The sequence below is a fragment of the Pseudomonas sp. genome, from assembly GCF_002796985.1.
Lineage (GTDB): Bacteria > Pseudomonadota > Gammaproteobacteria > Pseudomonadales > Pseudomonadaceae > Pseudomonas.
The window spans coordinates 81,077-99,187 of the sequence record NZ_PEKX01000024.1; the positions used below are offsets into that span (position 1 = coordinate 81,077).

Annotated in this window: 19 protein-coding genes and 1 tRNA gene; 11 read left to right on the forward strand and 9 right to left on the reverse strand. The window is 63.2% G+C overall.

Annotated elements, in window-relative coordinates; genetic code table 11:
* Window positions 1–241 precede the first annotated feature (241 nt).
* Window positions 242–475, reverse strand: coding sequence for a hypothetical protein (locus tag CTR55_RS26890; RefSeq protein ID WP_363712021.1), 234 nt, complete (start codon window positions 473–475; stop codon window positions 242–244).
* Between the two features lie 243 nt (window positions 476–718).
* Window positions 719–806, reverse strand: a tRNA-Ser gene (locus tag CTR55_RS26895).
* A gap of 134 nt (window positions 807–940) precedes the next feature.
* Here CTR55_RS26895 and CTR55_RS26900 point away from each other — a divergent pair.
* From CTR55_RS26900 to CTR55_RS26930, 7 genes are all read left to right on the forward strand, one after another.
* Window positions 941–1,606: a Bax inhibitor-1/YccA family protein gene (locus tag CTR55_RS26900; protein WP_296291568.1), complete on the forward strand. Its 666-nt coding sequence runs from the start codon at window positions 941–943 to the stop codon at window positions 1,604–1,606.
* 114 nt (window positions 1,607–1,720) lie between these two features.
* A complete protein-coding gene (gene tusD / locus CTR55_RS26905) occupies window positions 1,721–2,113 on the forward strand; it encodes a sulfurtransferase complex subunit TusD (RefSeq protein WP_296291570.1) in 393 nt (130 codons plus the stop codon).
* Window positions 2,113–2,472 carry a sulfurtransferase complex subunit TusC gene (gene tusC, locus CTR55_RS26910; RefSeq protein ID WP_296291572.1) on the forward strand — a complete coding sequence of 120 codons (360 nt, stop codon included), beginning with the start codon at window positions 2,113–2,115 and terminating at the stop codon, window positions 2,470–2,472. The genes tusD and tusC overlap by 1 nt, the downstream gene beginning before the upstream one ends.
* Entirely contained in the window at window positions 2,469–2,774 is a 306-nt protein-coding gene (gene tusB / locus CTR55_RS26915; RefSeq protein WP_296291646.1) for a sulfurtransferase complex subunit TusB, read from the forward strand. The genes tusC and tusB overlap by 4 nt, the downstream gene beginning before the upstream one ends.
* On the forward strand, window positions 2,771–3,106 hold the full coding sequence (locus tag CTR55_RS26920; protein ID WP_296291574.1) for a TusE/DsrC/DsvC family sulfur relay protein: 336 nt from the start codon (window positions 2,771–2,773) through the stop codon (window positions 3,104–3,106). Before tusB ends, CTR55_RS26920 begins: the two co-directional genes overlap by 4 nt.
* Window positions 3,103–4,101, forward strand: a complete 999-nt coding sequence (locus CTR55_RS26925; protein ID WP_296291577.1) for a glycosyl transferase family protein — start codon at window positions 3,103–3,105, stop codon at window positions 4,099–4,101. Before CTR55_RS26920 ends, CTR55_RS26925 begins: the two co-directional genes overlap by 4 nt.
* A gap of 87 nt (window positions 4,102–4,188) precedes the next feature.
* A complete protein-coding gene (locus tag CTR55_RS26930) occupies window positions 4,189–5,190 on the forward strand; it encodes a glutathione S-transferase family protein (RefSeq protein WP_296291579.1) in 1,002 nt (333 codons plus the stop codon).
* A 93-nt stretch (window positions 5,191–5,283) separates the two neighbouring features.
* On the opposite strand, the gene CTR55_RS26935 is transcribed toward CTR55_RS26930, so the two are convergent.
* The 6 genes from CTR55_RS26935 to ftsK are packed head-to-tail and all read right to left on the reverse strand — an operon-like array spanning window position 5,284 to window position 12,766.
* The gene (locus CTR55_RS26935; protein ID WP_296291649.1) at window positions 5,284–5,622 is read right to left on the reverse strand and encodes a lysozyme inhibitor LprI family protein; all 339 of its coding nucleotides are present in this window, start codon (window positions 5,620–5,622) and stop codon (window positions 5,284–5,286) included.
* A gap of 5 nt (window positions 5,623–5,627) precedes the next feature.
* Entirely contained in the window at window positions 5,628–7,013 is a 1,386-nt protein-coding gene (gene cysG, locus CTR55_RS26940) for a siroheme synthase CysG (RefSeq protein WP_296291581.1), read from the reverse strand.
* A gap of 1 nt (window position 7,014) precedes the next feature.
* Window positions 7,015–8,295 (reverse strand): serine--tRNA ligase, encoded by a 1,281-nt coding sequence (gene serS, locus CTR55_RS26945; RefSeq protein ID WP_296291583.1) that lies wholly within the window; start codon window positions 8,293–8,295, stop codon window positions 7,015–7,017.
* Between the two features lie 46 nt (window positions 8,296–8,341).
* Window positions 8,342–9,667 (reverse strand): replication-associated recombination protein A, encoded by a 1,326-nt coding sequence (locus tag CTR55_RS26950; protein ID WP_296291586.1) that lies wholly within the window; start codon window positions 9,665–9,667, stop codon window positions 8,342–8,344.
* 44 nt (window positions 9,668–9,711) lie between these two features.
* Window positions 9,712–10,335 (reverse strand): outer membrane lipoprotein chaperone LolA, encoded by a 624-nt coding sequence (lolA, locus tag CTR55_RS26955; RefSeq protein WP_296291587.1) that lies wholly within the window; start codon window positions 10,333–10,335, stop codon window positions 9,712–9,714.
* Between the two features lie 19 nt (window positions 10,336–10,354).
* Window positions 10,355–12,766: a DNA translocase FtsK gene (gene ftsK, locus CTR55_RS26960; RefSeq protein ID WP_296291588.1), complete on the reverse strand. Its 2,412-nt coding sequence runs from the start codon at window positions 12,764–12,766 to the stop codon at window positions 10,355–10,357.
* A gap of 221 nt (window positions 12,767–12,987) precedes the next feature.
* Here ftsK and trxB point away from each other — a divergent pair, with 221 nt between their 5' ends.
* The 4 genes from trxB to infA all read left to right on the forward strand — a co-directional run bounded on the left by trxB (window position 12,988) and on the right by infA (window position 15,742).
* A complete protein-coding gene (trxB, locus tag CTR55_RS26965) occupies window positions 12,988–13,938 on the forward strand; it encodes a thioredoxin-disulfide reductase (protein ID WP_296291591.1) in 951 nt (316 codons plus the stop codon).
* A 37-nt stretch (window positions 13,939–13,975) separates the two neighbouring features.
* Complete coding sequence (aat, locus tag CTR55_RS26970; RefSeq protein WP_296291593.1) at window positions 13,976–14,680, forward strand: leucyl/phenylalanyl-tRNA--protein transferase; 705 nt, start codon at window positions 13,976–13,978, stop codon at window positions 14,678–14,680.
* Window positions 14,681–14,711: 31 nt separating this feature from the next.
* A complete protein-coding gene (locus tag CTR55_RS26975; protein WP_296291595.1) occupies window positions 14,712–15,419 on the forward strand; it encodes an arginyltransferase in 708 nt (235 codons plus the stop codon).
* A gap of 104 nt (window positions 15,420–15,523) precedes the next feature.
* Window positions 15,524–15,742 carry a translation initiation factor IF-1 gene (gene infA, locus CTR55_RS26980; RefSeq protein ID WP_002553999.1) on the forward strand — a complete coding sequence of 73 codons (219 nt, stop codon included), beginning with the start codon at window positions 15,524–15,526 and terminating at the stop codon, window positions 15,740–15,742.
* An 86-nt stretch (window positions 15,743–15,828) separates the two neighbouring features.
* Here infA and clpA read toward each other — a convergent pair whose 3' ends face one another.
* Window positions 15,829–18,102 (reverse strand): ATP-dependent Clp protease ATP-binding subunit ClpA, encoded by a 2,274-nt coding sequence (gene clpA / locus CTR55_RS26985; RefSeq protein WP_296291596.1) that lies wholly within the window; start codon window positions 18,100–18,102, stop codon window positions 15,829–15,831.
* Window positions 18,103–18,111: the final 9 nt, after the last annotated feature.

Here is an 18,111-nt window from a genome sequence, read left to right on the forward strand (position 1 = left end):
TATCCACCGGCTGATTCACTGCCGTCTTTAGCGCAGTCGCCGGTCTACTCACCGATTCAGAGCGAGTCTCTGCTAACTAATACGCTGTAGAAGCGATCAGATCTTTAGTCAGCATCGTCCTGCAGATGTACTCCATCGGCGCGGCGTTTTTTTGCGAAGAACCAACCGCGCAATGCCGGCAACTAACGGCCCCACTAACAGTCAATGCCGCTGCTGCTGTCGAGCTCCCTGTCAACCAACCTCAGGCCTCAACGGCATCCAGCAGGGCCCAGGGCTTGTAACCTTCCGCCCGCGCGGCTTTTTCCGCCTCCAGGATCGCTTCAGTGCGGCTCAGCGAGCGCGAGCGATGCTCGAAGCGAAACGCAGGCCCACCCTCTCCTCGCACGCTGAGCACGATCAGGTAGCCCCGCATGGGGTTACTGGCTTCCCGTGTGGTTTTCGCCTTCTTCGGAGCAACGCCCAGCGCTTCGCGCATCTGCCGCTCGAGATCTTCGACTTGGTTCATTCAGAGTTTTCCGGAGAGTGGGGCTTGAAGTTTAACGGAGCAGATCAATGTCCTACAGAATCATCTACAGGGATGACTGGCTTTTCTGACGTTGTTCAACTTGCGCAATGCATTCGCAAAGACCGCGAGGAGTAAACGGAGGACGCACACTGAAAGGACACACTGCGAGAAACGCGAAAGCCCCGCAGAGCGGGGCTTTCAACGTTGTAATGGTGGCGGAAGCGTAGAGATTCGAACTCTAGGACAGTTGCCCGTCGACGGTTTTCAAGACCGTTGCCTTAAACCACTCGGCCACGCTTCCACATGAGCGGGCGGCAATATTACCGGATCGCAACACACTGTCAAACTCTGATGATTCAGCGCGCTTTTCCCTCTGTTATGATGAGCAACACTACGGTCATGGATCCGTATCCCGCTTAACAGGAGTGTCTCGACATGCAAGAACGGCAATATCTCGACTCCACAGCCGTGGAGCAGAAAGAAGTCAGCGGCGTCCTGCGCAACACCTACGGCCTGCTGGCCCTGACTCTGGCCTTCAGCGGCCTGGTGGCCTACGCCTCGCAGCAGCTGCGCCTGCCCTACCCCAGTTTCTTCGTGGTGCTGCTGGGCTTCTACGGCCTGTTCTTCCTCACCGTGAAGCTGCGCAACAGCGCCTGGGGCCTGGTCAGCACCTTCGCCCTCACCGGCTTCATGGGCTACACCCTCGGCCCGATCCTGAACATGTACCTGGGCATGGCCAATGGCGCGGGCATAATCTCGTCAGCCTTCTTCATGACTGCCCTGGTGTTCTTCGGCCTGTCCGCGTATGTGCTGACCACCCGCAAGGACATGAGCTTCCTGTCCGGCTTCATCACCGCTGGCTTCTTCGTGCTGCTGGGCGCCGTGCTGGTCTCGATGTTCTTCCAGATCAGCGGCCTGCAACTGGCCATCAGCGCCGGCTTCGTACTGTTCTCCTCGGCGATGATCCTGTTCCAGACCAGCGCGATCATCCACGGTGGCGAGCGCAACTACATCATGGCCACCATCAGCCTGTACGTGTCGATCTACAACCTGTTCATCAGCCTGCTGCAGATCTTCGGCATCATGGGCAGCGACGACTGATCCTCGCGCCACTCAGGAAAAGCCCGTCTCGACGGGCTTTTTTCATTTTCGGCGCGGCAAAGATCCGCATAGCGCCGTATCATCCAGCGAAAACTTGCCGCCAAGGCCTGCTCCATGAAGTTCGTCATCGCCCTCTTCTCTCCGCCGCATTCGCCGGCAGCCCGACGCGCCCTGCGCTTTGCCGAGGCCGCACTGGCCGGCGGCCACGAAATCACCCGCCTGTTCTTCTATCAGGACGGTGTGCACAGCGCCTCGGCGAACACCGTCGCCAGCCAGGATGAGTTGGACGTCGCCGCCGCGTGGACGCGCTTTGTCGCCGATCACCAACTGGACGGAGTGGTCTGCATTGCCGCTGCACTGCGCCGGGGCGTACTCAATCCAGAAGAAGCCAACCGCTATTCCCGTCCCGCCGCGAACCTGCAGGCGCCCTGGGATCTTTCCGGCCTCGGCCAGCTGCATGAAGCAGCACAACTGGCGGACCGTCTGGTCTGCTTTGGAGGCAACTGATGGCCAAGTCCCTCCTGATCATCAGCCGTCAGGCACCCTGGGCAGGCCCCGCCGCCCGCGAGGCGCTGGATATCGCCCTGGCTGGCGGCGCCTTTGACCTGCCGATATCGATGCTCTTCCTCGATGACGGCGTGTTCCAGCTTGCGCCCGACCAGCGCCCCACCACGGTCGAACAGAAGGACCTGCAGGCCAACCTGCAAGCCCTGCCACTGTTCGGCGTGGAAGCGCTCTATGCCAGCAGCCGCAGCCTCGCCGAGCGTGGACTGAACGGCGCCAGCCTGACGCTGCCCACCCAGGCGCTGGACGATGTCGCGCTGCGCAATCTGCTGCAAACCCACGACCAGGTGATCACGATCTGATGGCAACTCTCCACCTGCTCTCGCACTCCCCCTTCAATGACGGCCGGCTCGCCAGCTGTCTGCACCTGCTCGGCCCGGACGACGGCCTGCTGCTGACCGGCGAAGCCGTCTACGCCCTGCGCGACGGCACCGCGCCCTGCCAGGCGCTTGAGCTGATGCCCGCAGCCAATCCGCTCTTCGCTCTGCTCGAAGACCTGCAGGCCCGCGGCATGGATGATGTGCCCGCCCGCGTCGTCGCCGTGGATTACCCCGGTTTCGTCGAGCTCTGCACCCGCTTCAACAAGGTGAACGCCTGGCTATGAGCACCCTACTGGTCAACGGCCACTCCCTGCCCCTGGACAAAGACGGCTACCTCATCGACCTCGACGACTGGAGCGATGCCACCGCCGAGGCCCTGGCACACAACGAGGGCATCCACCTGACTCCCGAGCACTGGGAAATTCTCCTGCTGCTGCGCGAGTTCTACGGCGAGTTCCAGCTCTCGCCGGCCAACCGTCCGCTGATCAAGTACGTCGCCCAGAAGCTGGGCGCGGAAAAGGGCAGCAGCCTGCACCTCAACCTCCTGTTCAAGGGCACACCGGCCAAGCTTGCCGCCAAGCTCGCCGGGCTGCCGAAGCCGACCAATTGCCTATGACTGCCTCCCCGCTCATCCTGCAGACACCCGCCGAACACCCCTTCGCCCAGTTCGTCCGCATCCTGGGTAAAGGCAAGCGCGGCGCACGCGGCCTGACCCGCGAGGAAGCCCGCGACGCCCTCGGCATGATCCTCGACGACAAGGTCGAGGAAGCCCAGCTGGGCGCCTTCCTGATGCTGCTCCGGCACAAGGAGGAAAGCGCCGAGGAACTGGCCGGTTTCACCGAAGCCGTGCGCTCCCGCCTGCAGGCACCGAAGATCGCCGTGGACCTCGATTGGCCCAGCTACGCCGGCAAGAAGCGTCACCTACCCTGGTACCTGCTGGCCGCCAAGTGCCTTGGTGGCAGCGGCACGCGCCTCCTCCTGCACGGCGGCGGCGCGCACACCGCTGGCCGGGTCTACAGCGAACAGCTTCTGGAGCAACTCGGCCTGCCGCTGTGCCGCGACTGGAATGCGGTCGGTGAAGCGCTGGATGCCAAGGGCATTGCCTTTGCTCCGCTGGTGGACTGGATGCCGCGCCTGCAGCACATGATCGACCTACGCAATACCCTGGGCCTGCGCTCCCCGATGCACTCGGCCGTGCGCCTGCTCAACCCGCTGGGCGCCACTTGCGTGCTGCAGAGCATCTTCCACCCCGGCTACCAGGAAGTGCATCGCGAGGGCAGCCGCCTACTCGGCGACTACGCCTTCGTCATCAAGGGCGAAGGCGGCGAGATCGAGATGAACCCGGACGCCACCTCCCACCTCTACGGTTGCCGTGACGGCGAAGCCTGGGACGAAGAGTGGCCGGCGCTGTCGCCGCTGCGCCACGTCAAGCCGGAAACGCTGGACCCGGCACATCTGGTCACCTTCTGGCGCGGCGAAGCCGAAGATGCCTACGGCGAACTGGCAGTCCGCGCGACCATGGCGCTCGCCCTGCGAGCAATGGGAATGCAACGCGACGCAGCTTTCGTGGAAGCCGATAAGCGCTGGGCCGCACGGGATAAATCAATTTAATCGATACTTTGAATCCTGTTTTTGCGCTAAACAATCGAGCTGCAACCGATAGACTGGCCCCATCTCCCCGTTTTCTGGAGCAATGAGATGGGACAGTTGATCGATGGCCGCTGGCATGACCAGTGGTATGACACCAGCAAGGACGGTCGCTTCCAGCGCGAGAACGCGCAGCGCCGCAACTGGATCACCGCCGACGGCCAACCCGGCCCCAGCGGCGAAGGCGGCTTCCGCGCTGAAGCCGGCCGCTATCACCTCTACGTTTCCCTGGCCTGCCCCTGGGCCCACCGCACGCTGATCTACCGCCAGCTCAAGGGGCTGGACTCGCTGATCGACGTCTCAGTGGTCAGTTGGCTGATGCTGGAAGACGGCTGGACCTTCGACAAGGCGCTTGGCTCTACCGGTGACAAGCTGGACAGCCTGGACTTCCTGCACCAGCGCTACACGAGGGACGACGCGCACTACACCGGTCGCGTGACCGTGCCGCTGCTCTGGGACAAGCACGAGCGACGCACCGTCAGCAATGAATCAGCGGAGATCATCCGCATGCTCAACAGCGCCTTCGACGGGATCACCGGCAACACGCTGGACCTCTACCCGGAACCGCTGCGCGCGCAGATCAACGAGCTGAACGAGCGTATCTACCCTGCCGTGAACAACGGCGTCTATCGCGCCGGTTTCGCCACGACACAGGACGCCTACGAAGAAGCCTTCACGACCCTGTTCAACGAACTGGACTGGCTGGAAGAGCGCCTGAGCAAGCAACGCTACCTGGCCGGTGAATACCTGACCGAAGCCGATGTGCGCCTGTTCACCACGTTGATTCGCTTCGACGCGGTCTACAATGGCCACTTCAAGTGCAACCTGCGGCGCCTGGCGGACTACCCGAACCTGTCCGGCTGGTTGCGCGAGCTGTATCAGCTTGAAGGCGTTGCCGGAACCGTGGATTTCCAGCACATCAAGAACCACTACTACGCCAGCCACCGCACCATCAACCCGACCGGCGTCGTGCCGCTGGGGCCGCAGCAGGATTTCACCGGGCCGCACGGGCGGGAGCATCTACCGGGCAAGGGGATTGCGCACAAAGGCTGAAACCATCCTCGTAGGAGCGAGCTTGCTCGCGAACCGGCAATCCACGCGGAAGCCGTTCGCGAGCAAGCTCGCTCCTACGCGGTCGATAGCTTTTCAGATGGGCTTGTCGATGCCGTCGTAGACCTTCTGCAGCGCGTCCAGGCGTTCCTGGTAGCGCTGCTTGAGGCAGGCCTTATTGGCGCCGCAGGCGCGGCGCTGCTCCAGCCAGGCGAGCTGGGAGTCGCCCAGGTTGCCACGCATGCCCATGGCGAACAGGCCGCGCAGCAGGCGGTAGGTCGTTGCCACCTGCACATCCATCTCGGAAAGCTGGCGATCCGCGCAGATGGCTTTCTCGTCTGCCTGCTTGGCCTTCTTGCAGTCGAAGCTGGCCGCCGACGCCGGCAAGGCGAAGCAACTCAGGGCACATGCGGCACCCAGGATCGCAACGCGCAGGGCTCTCACTGCTGCCCCTCGAACCACGCCAATTTTTCGCGCAACTGCACTACTTCCCCGACAATCACCAGGGTCGGCGCATGCACTTCGTGCTCGGCCACCAACTCCGGCAGGTTCGCCAGAGTGCCGGTGAACACCCGCTGACGCACGGTGGTGCCCTGCTGGATGAGCGCCGCCGGCGTATCGGCGGAACGGCCGTGACGCACCAGTTGCTCGCAGATGACCGGCAAGCCGACCAGGCCCATGTAGAACACCAGCGTCTGCCCGGGCGCGACCAGATCGTTCCAGGGCAGGTCGGTGCTGCCGTCTTTCAGATGACCAGTCACAAAACGCACGGACTGCGCGTAATCGCGATGGGTCAGCGGAATGCCGGCGTAGGCCGCGCAGCCACTGGCTGCCGTAATACCCGGCACCACCTGGAACGGAATGCCATTGGCTGCCAGTTCGTCGATCTCTTCGCCACCCCGACCGAAGATGAACGGATCTCCGCCCTTCAGGCGCAGCACCCGCTTGCCTTGCAGGGCCAGCTCGACCAGCTTGCGATTGATCTCGTCCTGCGGCACGGCGTGATCTGCGCGACGCTTGCCGACATACAGGCGGTCCGCGTCGCGGCGGCACAGTTCGAGGATGGCCGGCGCGACGAGACGGTCGTAGAGCACCACGTCGGCCTGCTGCATCAGGCGCAGGGCGCGGAAGGTCAGCAGATCAGGATCACCCGGACCCGCGCCGACCAGATAGACCTCACCGCGAGACTCGGCCTGCGGCGATTCAAGCTTGTCCGCCAACAGGCGCTCAGCCTCGTTCGGCAAGCCGGCGAGCACTCGCTCGGCGATTGGCCCCTGGAACACGTCCTCCCAGAACTTGCGCCGCTGCTGCAGGTCCGGCAGGCGCTGCTTCACGCGCTCGCGGAAGCGGCTGGCGAGACCGGCCAACTGGCCATAGGTCGCGGGAATCCAGGTTTCCAGCTTGGCACGCAGTAGCCGGGCCAGCACCGGCGCATCGCCACCGCTGGACACAGCCACCACCAGCGGTGAACGGTCGACGATAGCTGGGAAGATCACACTGCACAGCGCCGGCGCATCGACCACATTGACCGGCACGCCACGCTCGTTGGCATCGCGGGAAACCTGCGCATTGAGCGGTTCATCGTCCGTGGCCGCGATGACCAGCACGCAATCCTGAAGGTCGCCCGGGGCGTAGGGGCGCAGGAGCAATTCGCCCGCGCCCTCCTCGATCAGCTCACGCAGCTCCGAATGCACTTCCGGAGCCACGACTCGCAGCACTGCGCCGGCGTCGTTTAGCAGGCGCGCCTTGCGCAGTGCGACATCACCGCCGCCGACCAGTAGCGCGCGACGTCCGCGCAGGATGTGGAACAGCGGCAGGAAGTCCATCTCAGCCGATTACCTCGATGCCGGCCATGTACGGCTTGAGCACGTCCGGTACGCGGATCGAGCCGTCGGCCTGCTGGTAGTTCTCCAGCACGGCGACCAGAGTGCGGCCCACGGCCAGGCCCGAGCCGTTGAGGGTATGCACCAGCTCCGGCTTGCCGGTTTCCGGGTTGCGGTAGCGCGCCTGCATGCGGCGGGCCTGGAAGTCGCCACAGTTGGAGCAGGAGGAAATCTCGCGGTACTTGTCCTGGCTCGGCACCCAGACTTCAAGGTCGTAGGTCTTGGCGGCGCCGAAACCCATGTCGCCGGTGCACAGCGCCAGGGCGCGGTACGGCAGCTCCAGGGCCTGAAGAACCTTCTCGGCGTTTCCGACCAGGCTTTCCAGGGCTTCCCAGGATTTCGACGGCTCGACGATCTGCACCATCTCGACCTTGTCGAACTGGTGCTGGCGGATCATGCCGCGAGTATCACGACCCGAGGCGCCGGCCTCACTGCGGAAGCAAGGGGTGTGGGCGACGAACTTCAGCGGCAACTCCTTTGCGTCGAGGATCTGCCCAGCCACGATGTTGGTCAGCGAGACTTCGGCGGTGGGGATCAGATACAGATCGGCTTCGTCTTCGCGCTGGATCTTGAACAGGTCTTCCTCGAACTTCGGCAGCTGGCCGGTGCCTTGCAGCGCCGGTGCCTGCACCAGGTACGGGGTGTAGGCCTCCTCGTAGCCGTGCTCACGGGTGTGCAAGTCGAGCATGAACTGCGCCAGGGCACGGTGCAGGCGGGCGATCGGGCCGCGCATCAGAGCGAAACGCGCGCCAGACAGGCGCGCAGCAGTCTCGAAGTCCAGCCAGCCGTGCTGTTCGCCCAGGGCGACGTGGTCCTTGATCTCGAAATCGAAGGTGCGCGGAGTGCCCCAGCGACGGACTTCGACGTTTTCCTCTTCATCAGCGCCCACCGGCACGGATTCGTGCGGCAGGTTCGGGATATTCAGCAGCAGGTTGTCCAGCTCGGCCTGGATGGCGTCCAGCTCGCGCTTGCCGGATTCCAGCTCCTCGGCCATGCGGTTGACCTCGGCCTTCAGCGGCGCGACGTCTTCGCCATTTTTCATGGCCTGGCCGATGGCCTTGGAGCGCGCATTACGCTCGGCCTGCAGGGCCTCGGTGCGAGTCTGCACGGACTTGCGCTGGCTCTCCAGCGCTTCGATGCGCGCCACGTCCAGAGTGAAGCCACGGGTGGCCAGGCGTTCGGCCACTTCCTGCGGCTGGGTACGAACCAGTTTGGAATCGAGCATGGTGTCTTCTCGTGTCTAGTGTCAGGCGGCGCTCGCGGGCGCCACTTCAGGATTTTCTGCGACGGCGGGAACTGGCCTTGTCGAGGCTGGCCAGGTGGCGCAGCTTTTCGCCGATCTTCAGTTCGAGCCCGCGCGGCACGGGTTGGTAATACTGGCGCGGTTCCATGGACTCGGGGAAGTAGTCTTCTCCGGCCGCATAGGCATCCGGCTCATCATGGGCATAGCGATACTCGTCGCCGTAACCCAGGTTCTTCATCAGCTTGGTCGGTGCGTTGCGCAAGTGCAGCGGCACCTCCAGCGAACCGCTCTCCGCTACATCACGGCGCGCCGTGTTGTACGCGTTGTAGACGGCATTACTCTTCGGCGCGCAGGCCAGATACACAATAGCCTGCGCAATCGCCAACTCACCCTCAGGGCTACCAAGGCGCTCCTGAACGTCCCAGGCGTGCAGGCACAAGGTCAGTGCGCGCGGATCGGCGTTGCCGATGTCTTCGCTGGCCATGCGCACCACGCGACGGGCGATGTAAAGCGGATCGCAGCCACCATCGAGCATGCGCGAATACCAGTACAGCGCGCCATCGGGACTGGATCCACGCACCGACTTGTGCAGCGCGCTGATCTGGTCGTAGAAAGCCTCGCCGCCCTTGTCAAAGCGCCGACGCGTGTCACCCAGCAGGTTCTGCAACAGCTCGGCGCTGATCTCGCCATTATCTTCGGCAAGGTCCGAGGCGTTCTCCAGCAGGTTGAGCAGGCGCCGGCCATCGCCGTCGGCAGCCGCCATCAGGATGGCGAAGCTGTCGTCAGGCAGACTCAGGTTGCGCTTGCCCAGACCCTTTTCTTCCGTCAGCGCGCGCTCGACCAGGCGGCGCAGAGCCGGCTCGTCCAGGCTCTTCAACACGTAGACGCGAGCACGGGAGAGCAATGCGTTGTTCAGCTCGAAGGACGGGTTCTCGGTGGTCGCGCCAATGAAAATCAGCGTGCCGTCTTCCACGTAGGGCAGGAAGGCATCCTGCTGACTCTTGTTGAAGCGGTGCACTTCGTCGACGAAGAGGATGGTGCGACGGCCGTACTGCGCGGCGTGCTGCTTGGCCACTTCCACCGACTGGCGGATTTCCTTTACGCCCGAGAGCACCGCGGAGATGGTCTCGAAATGTGCGTCGGTGACCTGGGCCAGCAATTTCGCCAGGGTGGTCTTGCCGACGCCGGGCGGCCCCCAGAAGATCATCGAGTGCAGCGCGCCCTGCTCCAGGGCCTCACGCAGCGGCTTGCCACGGGCGAGCAGGTGCTCCTGACCGACGTACTCGTCCAGGCTGGTCGCGCGCAGGCGCGCGGCCAGGGGCTGGGAAACGGGGGCGGAGCGGAACAGATCCAAAGTCTTACCTATTCATTTCTCAAAGCGCGGGCGCCGGTCGCCACTCACTCCTGGATGACGTCGACGCCCTTGGGCACCTCGAAGACGAACTGCTTGGCGTCCATCGCCTCGTTCATCTTCACGTCGAAGAACAGGATGTTGGTACGCTGGCCAACGCTGTCGACCAGTTGCATGTCGTTCACCACGCCGCTGCGGAAGGATATCCGCAGGCTGTCGAACAGGGTGTCCTTGGCCTTGGGCTTGAGCACAAAGTCGACCACGTTGCCGCCGTCTTTGGCGGTAATGTCGAAGCTCTGACCGATCTTCGACACATCGCCGGAAAGCAGCAGCGCCGGGGTCTGGGTCAGGCGCTGGTCGAGCTTCTGGATGGTCACCTGCTCCAGGTCCGGATCGAACAGCCAGATCTTCTCGCCATTGGAGATGAGCAGTTGCTCGTTCGGCGCATCGGTATGCCAGCGGAACAGACCCGGACGCTTGAGCGCCAGTTGACCGGCGGTTTCCTGCAGACGAGTACCGCTGCCGTCCAGGGTTAGCTGGGAGAAGCGCGCGGTCAGGGTCTGGGCTTTGGTGAGCATCCCGCTCAGGCGCTGGGCGGCAGCTTCGTCGGCGTGGGCCTGGGCGCCAGCCAAAGCCAGCGCAGCAACGAACAACAGGCGGATCAGACGCATCGAAATCCTCGGAGTCGAATCAATCACGGATCGGGGCCGGCGCGATGACTTCGCGCGAGCCATTGGTATTCATCGCGGTAACCACGCCGGCCATTTCCATCGCCTCGATCATCCGCGCAGCGCGGTTGTAGCCGATCTTCAGCTTGCGCTGCACGGCGGAAATGGACGCCCGGCGGCTTTCGGTCACGAAGCGTACGGCCTCGTCGTAGAGCGGGTCGTCCTCGCTGCCTTCGCTGCCTTCGCCACCGCCGCCATCGAAGGAGCCACCACCACCGCCTTCATCGGCGCCAGCGAGAATGTCCTCGATGTAGTTCGGGGCGCCACGCAGCTTCCAGGCCTCGACGACGCGGTGCACCTCGTCGTCGGAGACGAAGGCGCCATGGACGCGGATCGGCAGGCCGGTACCCGGCGGCAGGTAGAGCATGTCACCGTGGCCGAGCAGCTGCTCGGCGCCGCCCTGGTCGAGGATGGTGCGCGAGTCGATCTTGCTGGATACCTGGAAGGCGATACGGGTCGGAATGTTCGCCTTGATCAGGCCGGTGATCACGTCCACCGACGGACGCTGGGTCGCCAGGATCAGGTGGATGCCTGCCGCACGCGCCTTCTGGGCGATACGGGCAATCAGCTCTTCCACCTTCTTGCCGACGATCATCATCATGTCGGCGAATTCGTCGACCACCACCACGATGGTCGGGAGGGTCTGCAGCGGCGGCGCCTCGTCTTCCATGCTCTCGCGGCGATACAACGGATCGGTCAGCGGTGCGCCGGCCTCCTCCGCGTCCTTCACCTTGCGGTTGAAGCCGGCAAGGTTCCGCACGCCCATGGCCGCCATCAGCTTATAGCGCCGCTCCATCTCGGCGACGCTCCAGCGCAGCGCGTTGGCGGCCTCTTTCATGTCGGTGACCACCGGACAGAGCAGGTGCGGGATGCCTTCGTAGATCGACAGCTCCAACATCTTCGGGTCGATCATGATCAGCCGCGCCTCTTCGGGCGTGGACTTGAACAGAATCGACAGCAGCATGGCGTTCACGCCCACCGACTTACCGGAACCGGTGGTACCCGCCACCAGCAGATGCGGCATCTTCGCCAGGTCGGTGATGATCGGCCGGCCGCCGATGTCGTGGCCCAGGGCCAGCGGCACAGTGGACTTGTGATCGTCGTATTCCGGCGTCATCAGCACTTCGGAGAAGCGCACCATCTGCCGGTCTTCGTTGGGAATCTCGATGCCCACGGTGGTCTTGCCGGGGATGACTTCCACCACCCGCACGCTGATCACCGCCAGCGAGCGCGCCAGGTCCTTCGCGAGGTTGGAAATGCGACTGACCTTTACACCGGCTGCCGGCTGGATTTCGAAACGAGTGATCACCGGCCCCGGATGCACGGACTCGACGATGACTTCGACACCAAACTCCTTGAGTTTGATCTCCAGCAGGCGCGACATGGCCTCCAGGGATTCCGGCGAGTAGCTTTGCTTCTTCTCGGCGGCCGGGTCGAGGATCGACAGCGGCGGCAGCGTGCCTTCCACAGCGGTATCGACGAACAGCGGCGCCTGCTTCTCTTTCAGCACGCGTTTGCTCGGCTCGGCCGGCTTGGTGGGCGCCGGCGGGACGTCGATCTTCGGTGCCACGCGCTTCTCGCGCTCCTGCACGCTCTTGACCAACGCTTCCTCACGCTCGATCAGGCGTTCCTTGACCTTGGCCTGCTCACGGCGATCAGCGACGATCGGCGCGGCGACTTCGGCCACGCGCTCATCCACCTCGCGCAATTGAGCGACGAGTTGCTTGTGCTCGCTGCGAGCACTCCACCAGCGGTTGGTAGCGCTGTGAATCAGCTCGAAGAGGTCGAGGGTGATCTTGCCGGTGACGTCCATCACCTTGAACCAGGAAAGGTCGGCAAACACCGTCATGCCGAACAGGAACAGCGCCAGGAACAGTAAAGTACTGCCCTGCACGTTCAAGGCGTTGACGCCCAACTGCCCCAAGCTCTCGCCGAGCGCGCCGCCAGCGCTGGCCGGCATATGGCCGCCACCGACATGGAAATGGATGAAGGCCAGCGCCGAGCCGGAGAGCACCAGGAACACCAGGCCGATCAGACGCCAGGAGAACAGCCAGCCGCTCCACTCCCAGGGCATGTGGCGCTTGCGGAACACCTGGTAGGTCTTCACTGCCAGCAGCAGCGGAAACAGATAAGCGAAGTAGCCCAGCACCATGAACAGGATATCGGCGCTCAGCGCGCCCAGGCGGCCGGCCGCGTTCTGCACCTGTTCGACGTGACTGGAGTGGCTCCAGCCCGGATCGGAGGAATCGTAGGTGAGCAGCGCCATCCACAGGTAAAGGCAGAGCGCGCCCAGCGCGATCAGGGCCCCTTCCTTCAGACGGTAGTGCAGTTGCTGGCGCCAGGCGGCGGCATGGCTTGCTGTGGTGTCCTTCAAAACGCTTCTATTCCTGCGCTATACGCGCGTCCGAGAGTCGTTGGGCCGCGAAAGAGGCCTATTGTACGGCTTTGGCCAGCCGATGCCAGCGAACCCGGGCGTGTCCGATTGCGCTTTTGCCGGCTTTCCGGGGTTCGGTGTAGCATAGCCCAACACCGCTTTTCGGCTGCTCAATTGGAGCATGCATTCTCTTACGTGACAAAGGCTTATGGAGTCTTTTTATGAGTGAAGTCAAGCATTCGCGCCTGATCATCCTGGGCTCCGGCCCCGCCGGCTACACCGCAGCCGTGTATGCCGCGCGCGCCAACCTCAAGCCTGTTGTCATCACCGGCATCCAGCCCGGCGGTCAGCTGACCACCACCACCGAGGTCGACAACTGGCCCGGCGACGTCGAGGGCCTGACCGGCCCTGCCTTGATGCAGCGCATGGAGCAGCACGCCAAGCGTTTCGATACCGAGATCGTCTACGACCACATCCACACCGCCGAGTTGCAGCAGAAGCCATTCACCCTCAAGGGCGACAGCGGCACCTACACCTGCGACGCGCTGATCATCGCCACCGGCGCCTCGGCCCAGTACCTGGGCATGTCCTCGGAAGAGGCCTTCATGGGCAAGGGCGTTTCCGCCTGCGCCACCTGCGACGGCTTCTTCTACCGCAACCAGGTCGTCTGCGTGGTCGGCGGCGGCAACACCGCCGTGGAAGAGGCGCTGTACCTCTCCAACATCGCCAAGGAAGTCCACCTGATCCACCGCCGCGACAAACTGCGCTCGGAGAAGATCCTGCAGGACAAGCTGTTCGAGAAAGCCAGGAACGGCAATGTGCGCCTGCACTGGAACACCACGCTGGACGAAGTCCTGGGTGACAACATGGGCGTCATCGGCGTACGCCTGAAGGACGCCGAAAGCGGCGAAACCCGCCAACTGGACCTGTCCGGCGTGTTCATCGCCATCGGCCACAAGCCCAACACCGACCTGTTCAAGGGCCAGCTGGAGATGCATGACGGCTACCTGAAGATCAAGGGTGGCGCTGAAGGCAACGCGACCCTGACCAGCATCGACGGCGTGTTCGCCGCCGGCGACGTGGCCGACCACGTCTATCGCCAGGCCATCACCTCGGCTGGCGCCGGCTGCATGGCCGCGCTGGACGCCGAAAAGTTCCTCGACGACAACTGATCGGACAAAGGGGAGGCTCGCCCTCCCCTCCTCTCTCATGCTCAAGTGGCTTTCCCGCAGCAACTTCGACTTTCCACCCCTGGACAAGGCCCTGCACGAGCCCAACGGCTTGCTTGCGGCCGGCGGCGACCTCAATCCGCAGCGCCTGATCCAGGCTTACCGCCACGGCTGCTTCCCCTGGTACCAGGACGGCCAGCCAATCCTCTGGTGGTCACCTGATCCACGGACCGTGCTGTTCCCCGAAGAACTGCACGTTTCCCGCAGCCTCGCCAAATTCATCCGCCAGCAGCAGTACCAGGTCACCATCGACCAGGCCTTCGAACAAGTCATCCAGGGTTGCGCAAGCCCACGGGATTATGCGGACGGCACCTGGATCACCACGCCGATGCAGGACGCCTATTGCCAGCTACACCGCCTGGGCGTTGCCCATTCGGCGGAAGCCTGGCAAGGCAATGAACTGGTCGGCGGGCTTTACGGACTGGCCATCGGTCGCCTGTTTTTTGGCGAATCCATGTTCAGCCGCGTCGACAACGCCTCCAAGGTCGCCTTTGCCTGCCTGGTGCAGCGCCTGCGAGACGCCGGTTTCGTGCTGATCGACTGCCAGATGCCAACCCAGCATCTGCACAGCTTCGGTGCTCGCGCCATTTCTCGCCGCGAATTCACCAGCTACCTGCGCCGTCATCTCGACGAAACACCGTCGCGAGACTGGACTTCGCAGGCGGACCCGCTCAGCCTGTCTTAAACTTGCCTGAGGGACCTCGCAGGGGTTGAAGATGACCGAGCTCGCCCGCCTGAAGTTTTACGCCACACAACCGCATCCATGCAGCTATCTGCCCGAGGAACAGGCCACCACCCTGTTTCTCGACCCCAGCCAGCCCATGGATGCACAGCTGTATGCCTCGCTGTCAGAGGTGGGCTTCCGGCGCAGCGGCGAACACCTCTACCGGCCGCACTGCCAGCACTGCACGGCATGCATCCCGGCACGCATCCCGGCCGCCGGCTTCCAACCCAGTCGCCAACAGAAGCGCATCATCAAGCGCAACGCCGACCTGGAAGTCATCCGCAAGCGCCCAGCCTTCACCGAGGAGTACTACGCGCTGTACATGCGCTACATCGAGCAGCGCCACGCCGATGGCGACATGTACCCGCCCAGTCGCGACCAGTTCGCCACCTTCCTGGTGCGTGACCTGCCGTTCAGTTGCTTCTTCGAGTTCCGCCTGCAGGGTCGGCTGCTGGCCGTCGCCGTGACCGACGTGCTGCCCAACGGCCTTTCCGCCGTCTATACCTTCTACGACCCGGACGAGGAACGCCGCAGTCTGGGGCGCTTCGCCATCCTCTGGCAGATCGGCGAGACCGAGCGTCTGAACCTCCACGCCGTCTACTTGGGCTACTGGATCAAGAATTGCCGGAAGATGAACTACAAGACCCAATACCGCCCGATCGAGCTTTTCGTGAACCAGCGCTGGGTGGCCTTGAACTGAGCCGAAAACACCCATTGGCGTTGTGGGGCGATTTCAGGCACAATGTGTGCCTTTTTTAATGCCCTGAAACTTCAGGCAACCATAGATACCGAGGGTTCTACTGCATGTCGAAAGAAGACAGCTTCGAAATGGAAGGCACTGTCGTCGACACCCTGCCCAACACCATGTTCCGCGTGGAGTTGGAGAACGGGCACGTCGTTACCGCGCACATCTCCGGGAAGATGCGCAAGAACTACATCCGCATCCTGACCGGCGACAAAGTTCGCGTTGAACTGACGCCCTACGACCTGTCCAAGGGTCGCATCACCTACCGCGCTCGCTGACAGACGGTAAGTGCCGGCAAAAACCGGCACACAGAAAGACGCCCGGCATTGCCGGGCGTTTTCGTTTGGGCCTTATGTATTAAACGTCAGGCCGGCTCTGCAGCGATCACCTCGAATTCGAAGGCCAGCTCGCCGTCCTTCAAATCCACATGGGCCATACCACCATGCTCGGCCAGCTCGCCGAACAGGATCTCCTCGGCCAGCGGCCGCTTGATCTTGTCCTGAATGAGCCGCGCCATCGGACGAGCACCCATCTGCGGGTCGTAACCCTTGTCCGCCAGCCAGGCGCGCGCGGAGTCGCTGACCTCGATCTGCACGTGCTTGTCCTCCAGCTGCGCCTGAAGCTCCGTGAGGAACTTGTCGACGATACTCTTGATAGTCTCGTGACTGAGGCGACCAAACTGGATGATGGTATCCAGGCGGTTACGGAACTCCGGAGTGAAGCTCTTCTTGATCACTTCCATCGCATCGTTGGAGTGGTCCTGTTGCGTGAAGCCGATGGAGGCCCGCGCCGCGGTTTCCGCGCCAGCATTGGTGGTCATGATCAGGATGACGTTGCGGAAATCCGCCTTGCGCCCGTTGTTGTCGGTCAGGGTACCGTGGTCCATCACCTGCAACAGCAGGTTGAAGACTTCCGGATGCGCCTTCTCGATCTCATCCAGCAGCAACACGCAGTGCGGTGTCTTGGTGATAGCCTCGGTGAGCAGACCACCCTGGTCGAAGCCGACGTAGCCCGGAGGTGCACCGATCAGACGGGACACGGTGTGCCGCTCCATGTACTCGGACATATCGAAGCGCACCAGCTCCACACCTAGCGCCTTGGCCAACTGGCGAGCCACCTCGGTCTTGCCTACCCCGGTCGGACCGGAGAACAGGAAGGAACCGACCGGCTTGTCCGGCGACTTGAGGCCGGCGCGTGACAGCTTGATGGCAGTGGACAGCGACTCGATGGCTGCCGCCTGTCCGAACACGGTCAGCTTCAGGTCGCGCTCAAGGTTGCGCAACAGCTCTTTATCGGAGCTGGAGACGTGCTTGGGCGGAATCCGCGCGATCTTCGCGACGATGTCCTCGACCTGAGGCACTTCGATGCGCTTCACGCGCTTCTCTTCCGGCTGCAGGCGCTGATAGGCGCCTGCCTCGTCAATTACGTCGATGGCCTTGTCCGGCATGTGCCGGTCATTGATGTAACGGGCGGCCAACTCGGCGGCGGCGCGCAGCGCCTCATCGCTGTACTCGATGTGGTGATGCTGCTCGAAGCGCGGCTTCAGGCCCTTCAGGATACCGAAAGTATCCTCGACGGACGGTTCGGTGACATCGACCTTCTGGAAGCGACGAGCCAGTGCGCGATCCTTCTCGAAGATGCCACGGAACTCCTGGAAGGTGGTGGAGCCGATGCAGCGAATCTCACCGGAAGACAGCAGCGGTTTGAGCAGGTTGGACGCGTCCATCACCCCGCCCGACGCCGCACCGGCACCGATGATGGTGTGGATTTCATCGATGAACAGCACCGCATGGGGGCGCTTGCGCAGCTCGTTGAGCAGCGCCTTGAAGCGCTTCTCAAAGTCACCGCGATACTTGGTGCCCGCCAGCAGCGCACCCAGATCCAGGGAGTAGACGACACTGTCGGACAGCAGGTCCGGCACCTGACCATCAACGATGCGCTTGGCCAGGCCTTCGGCGATTGCGGTCTTGCCGACGCCGGCCTCGCCCACCAGTAGCGGGTTGTTCTTGCGGCGACGAGCCAGGATCTGCGCGACGCGCTCGACCTCCAGCTCGCGACCAACCAACGGATCGATACGCCCCTGGCGCGCCAGGTCATTCAGGTTGCTGGCATAGGCATCCAGAGGATGGCTGGAGGTAGACGACTCGCCGCCCTCCTCGTCCTGCATCTCTTGCTCGCTTTCCTGATGCTCGGCGTGGCCCGGCACCTTGGAGATGCCATGGGCGATGTAATTGACCACGTCGATACGCGCGACGCTCTGCTGCTTGAGCAGGAACACCGCCTGACTTTCCTGCTCACTGAAGATGGCAACCAGCACATTGGCGCCGGTGACTTCGCGCTTGCCGGAACTCTGCACGTGGAATACCGCACGCTGCAGGACGCGCTGGAAGCCCAGGGTTGGCTGGGTTTCGCGGTCCTCGTCGTGCTGAGGGATCAGCGGCGTAGTGGAATCGATGAACTCCTGCAGGTCTCGCCGCAGCTTGTCCAGATTCGCACCGCACGCCTTCAGGACCGTCGCGGCCGCTTCATTATCAAGAAGCGCCAACAGCAAGTGCTCAACGGTCATGAACTCGTGCCGCTTCGCCCGCGCCTCCTTGAAGGCGAGATTGAGGGTGACTTCGAGCTCTCGATTCAACATGACTTCACC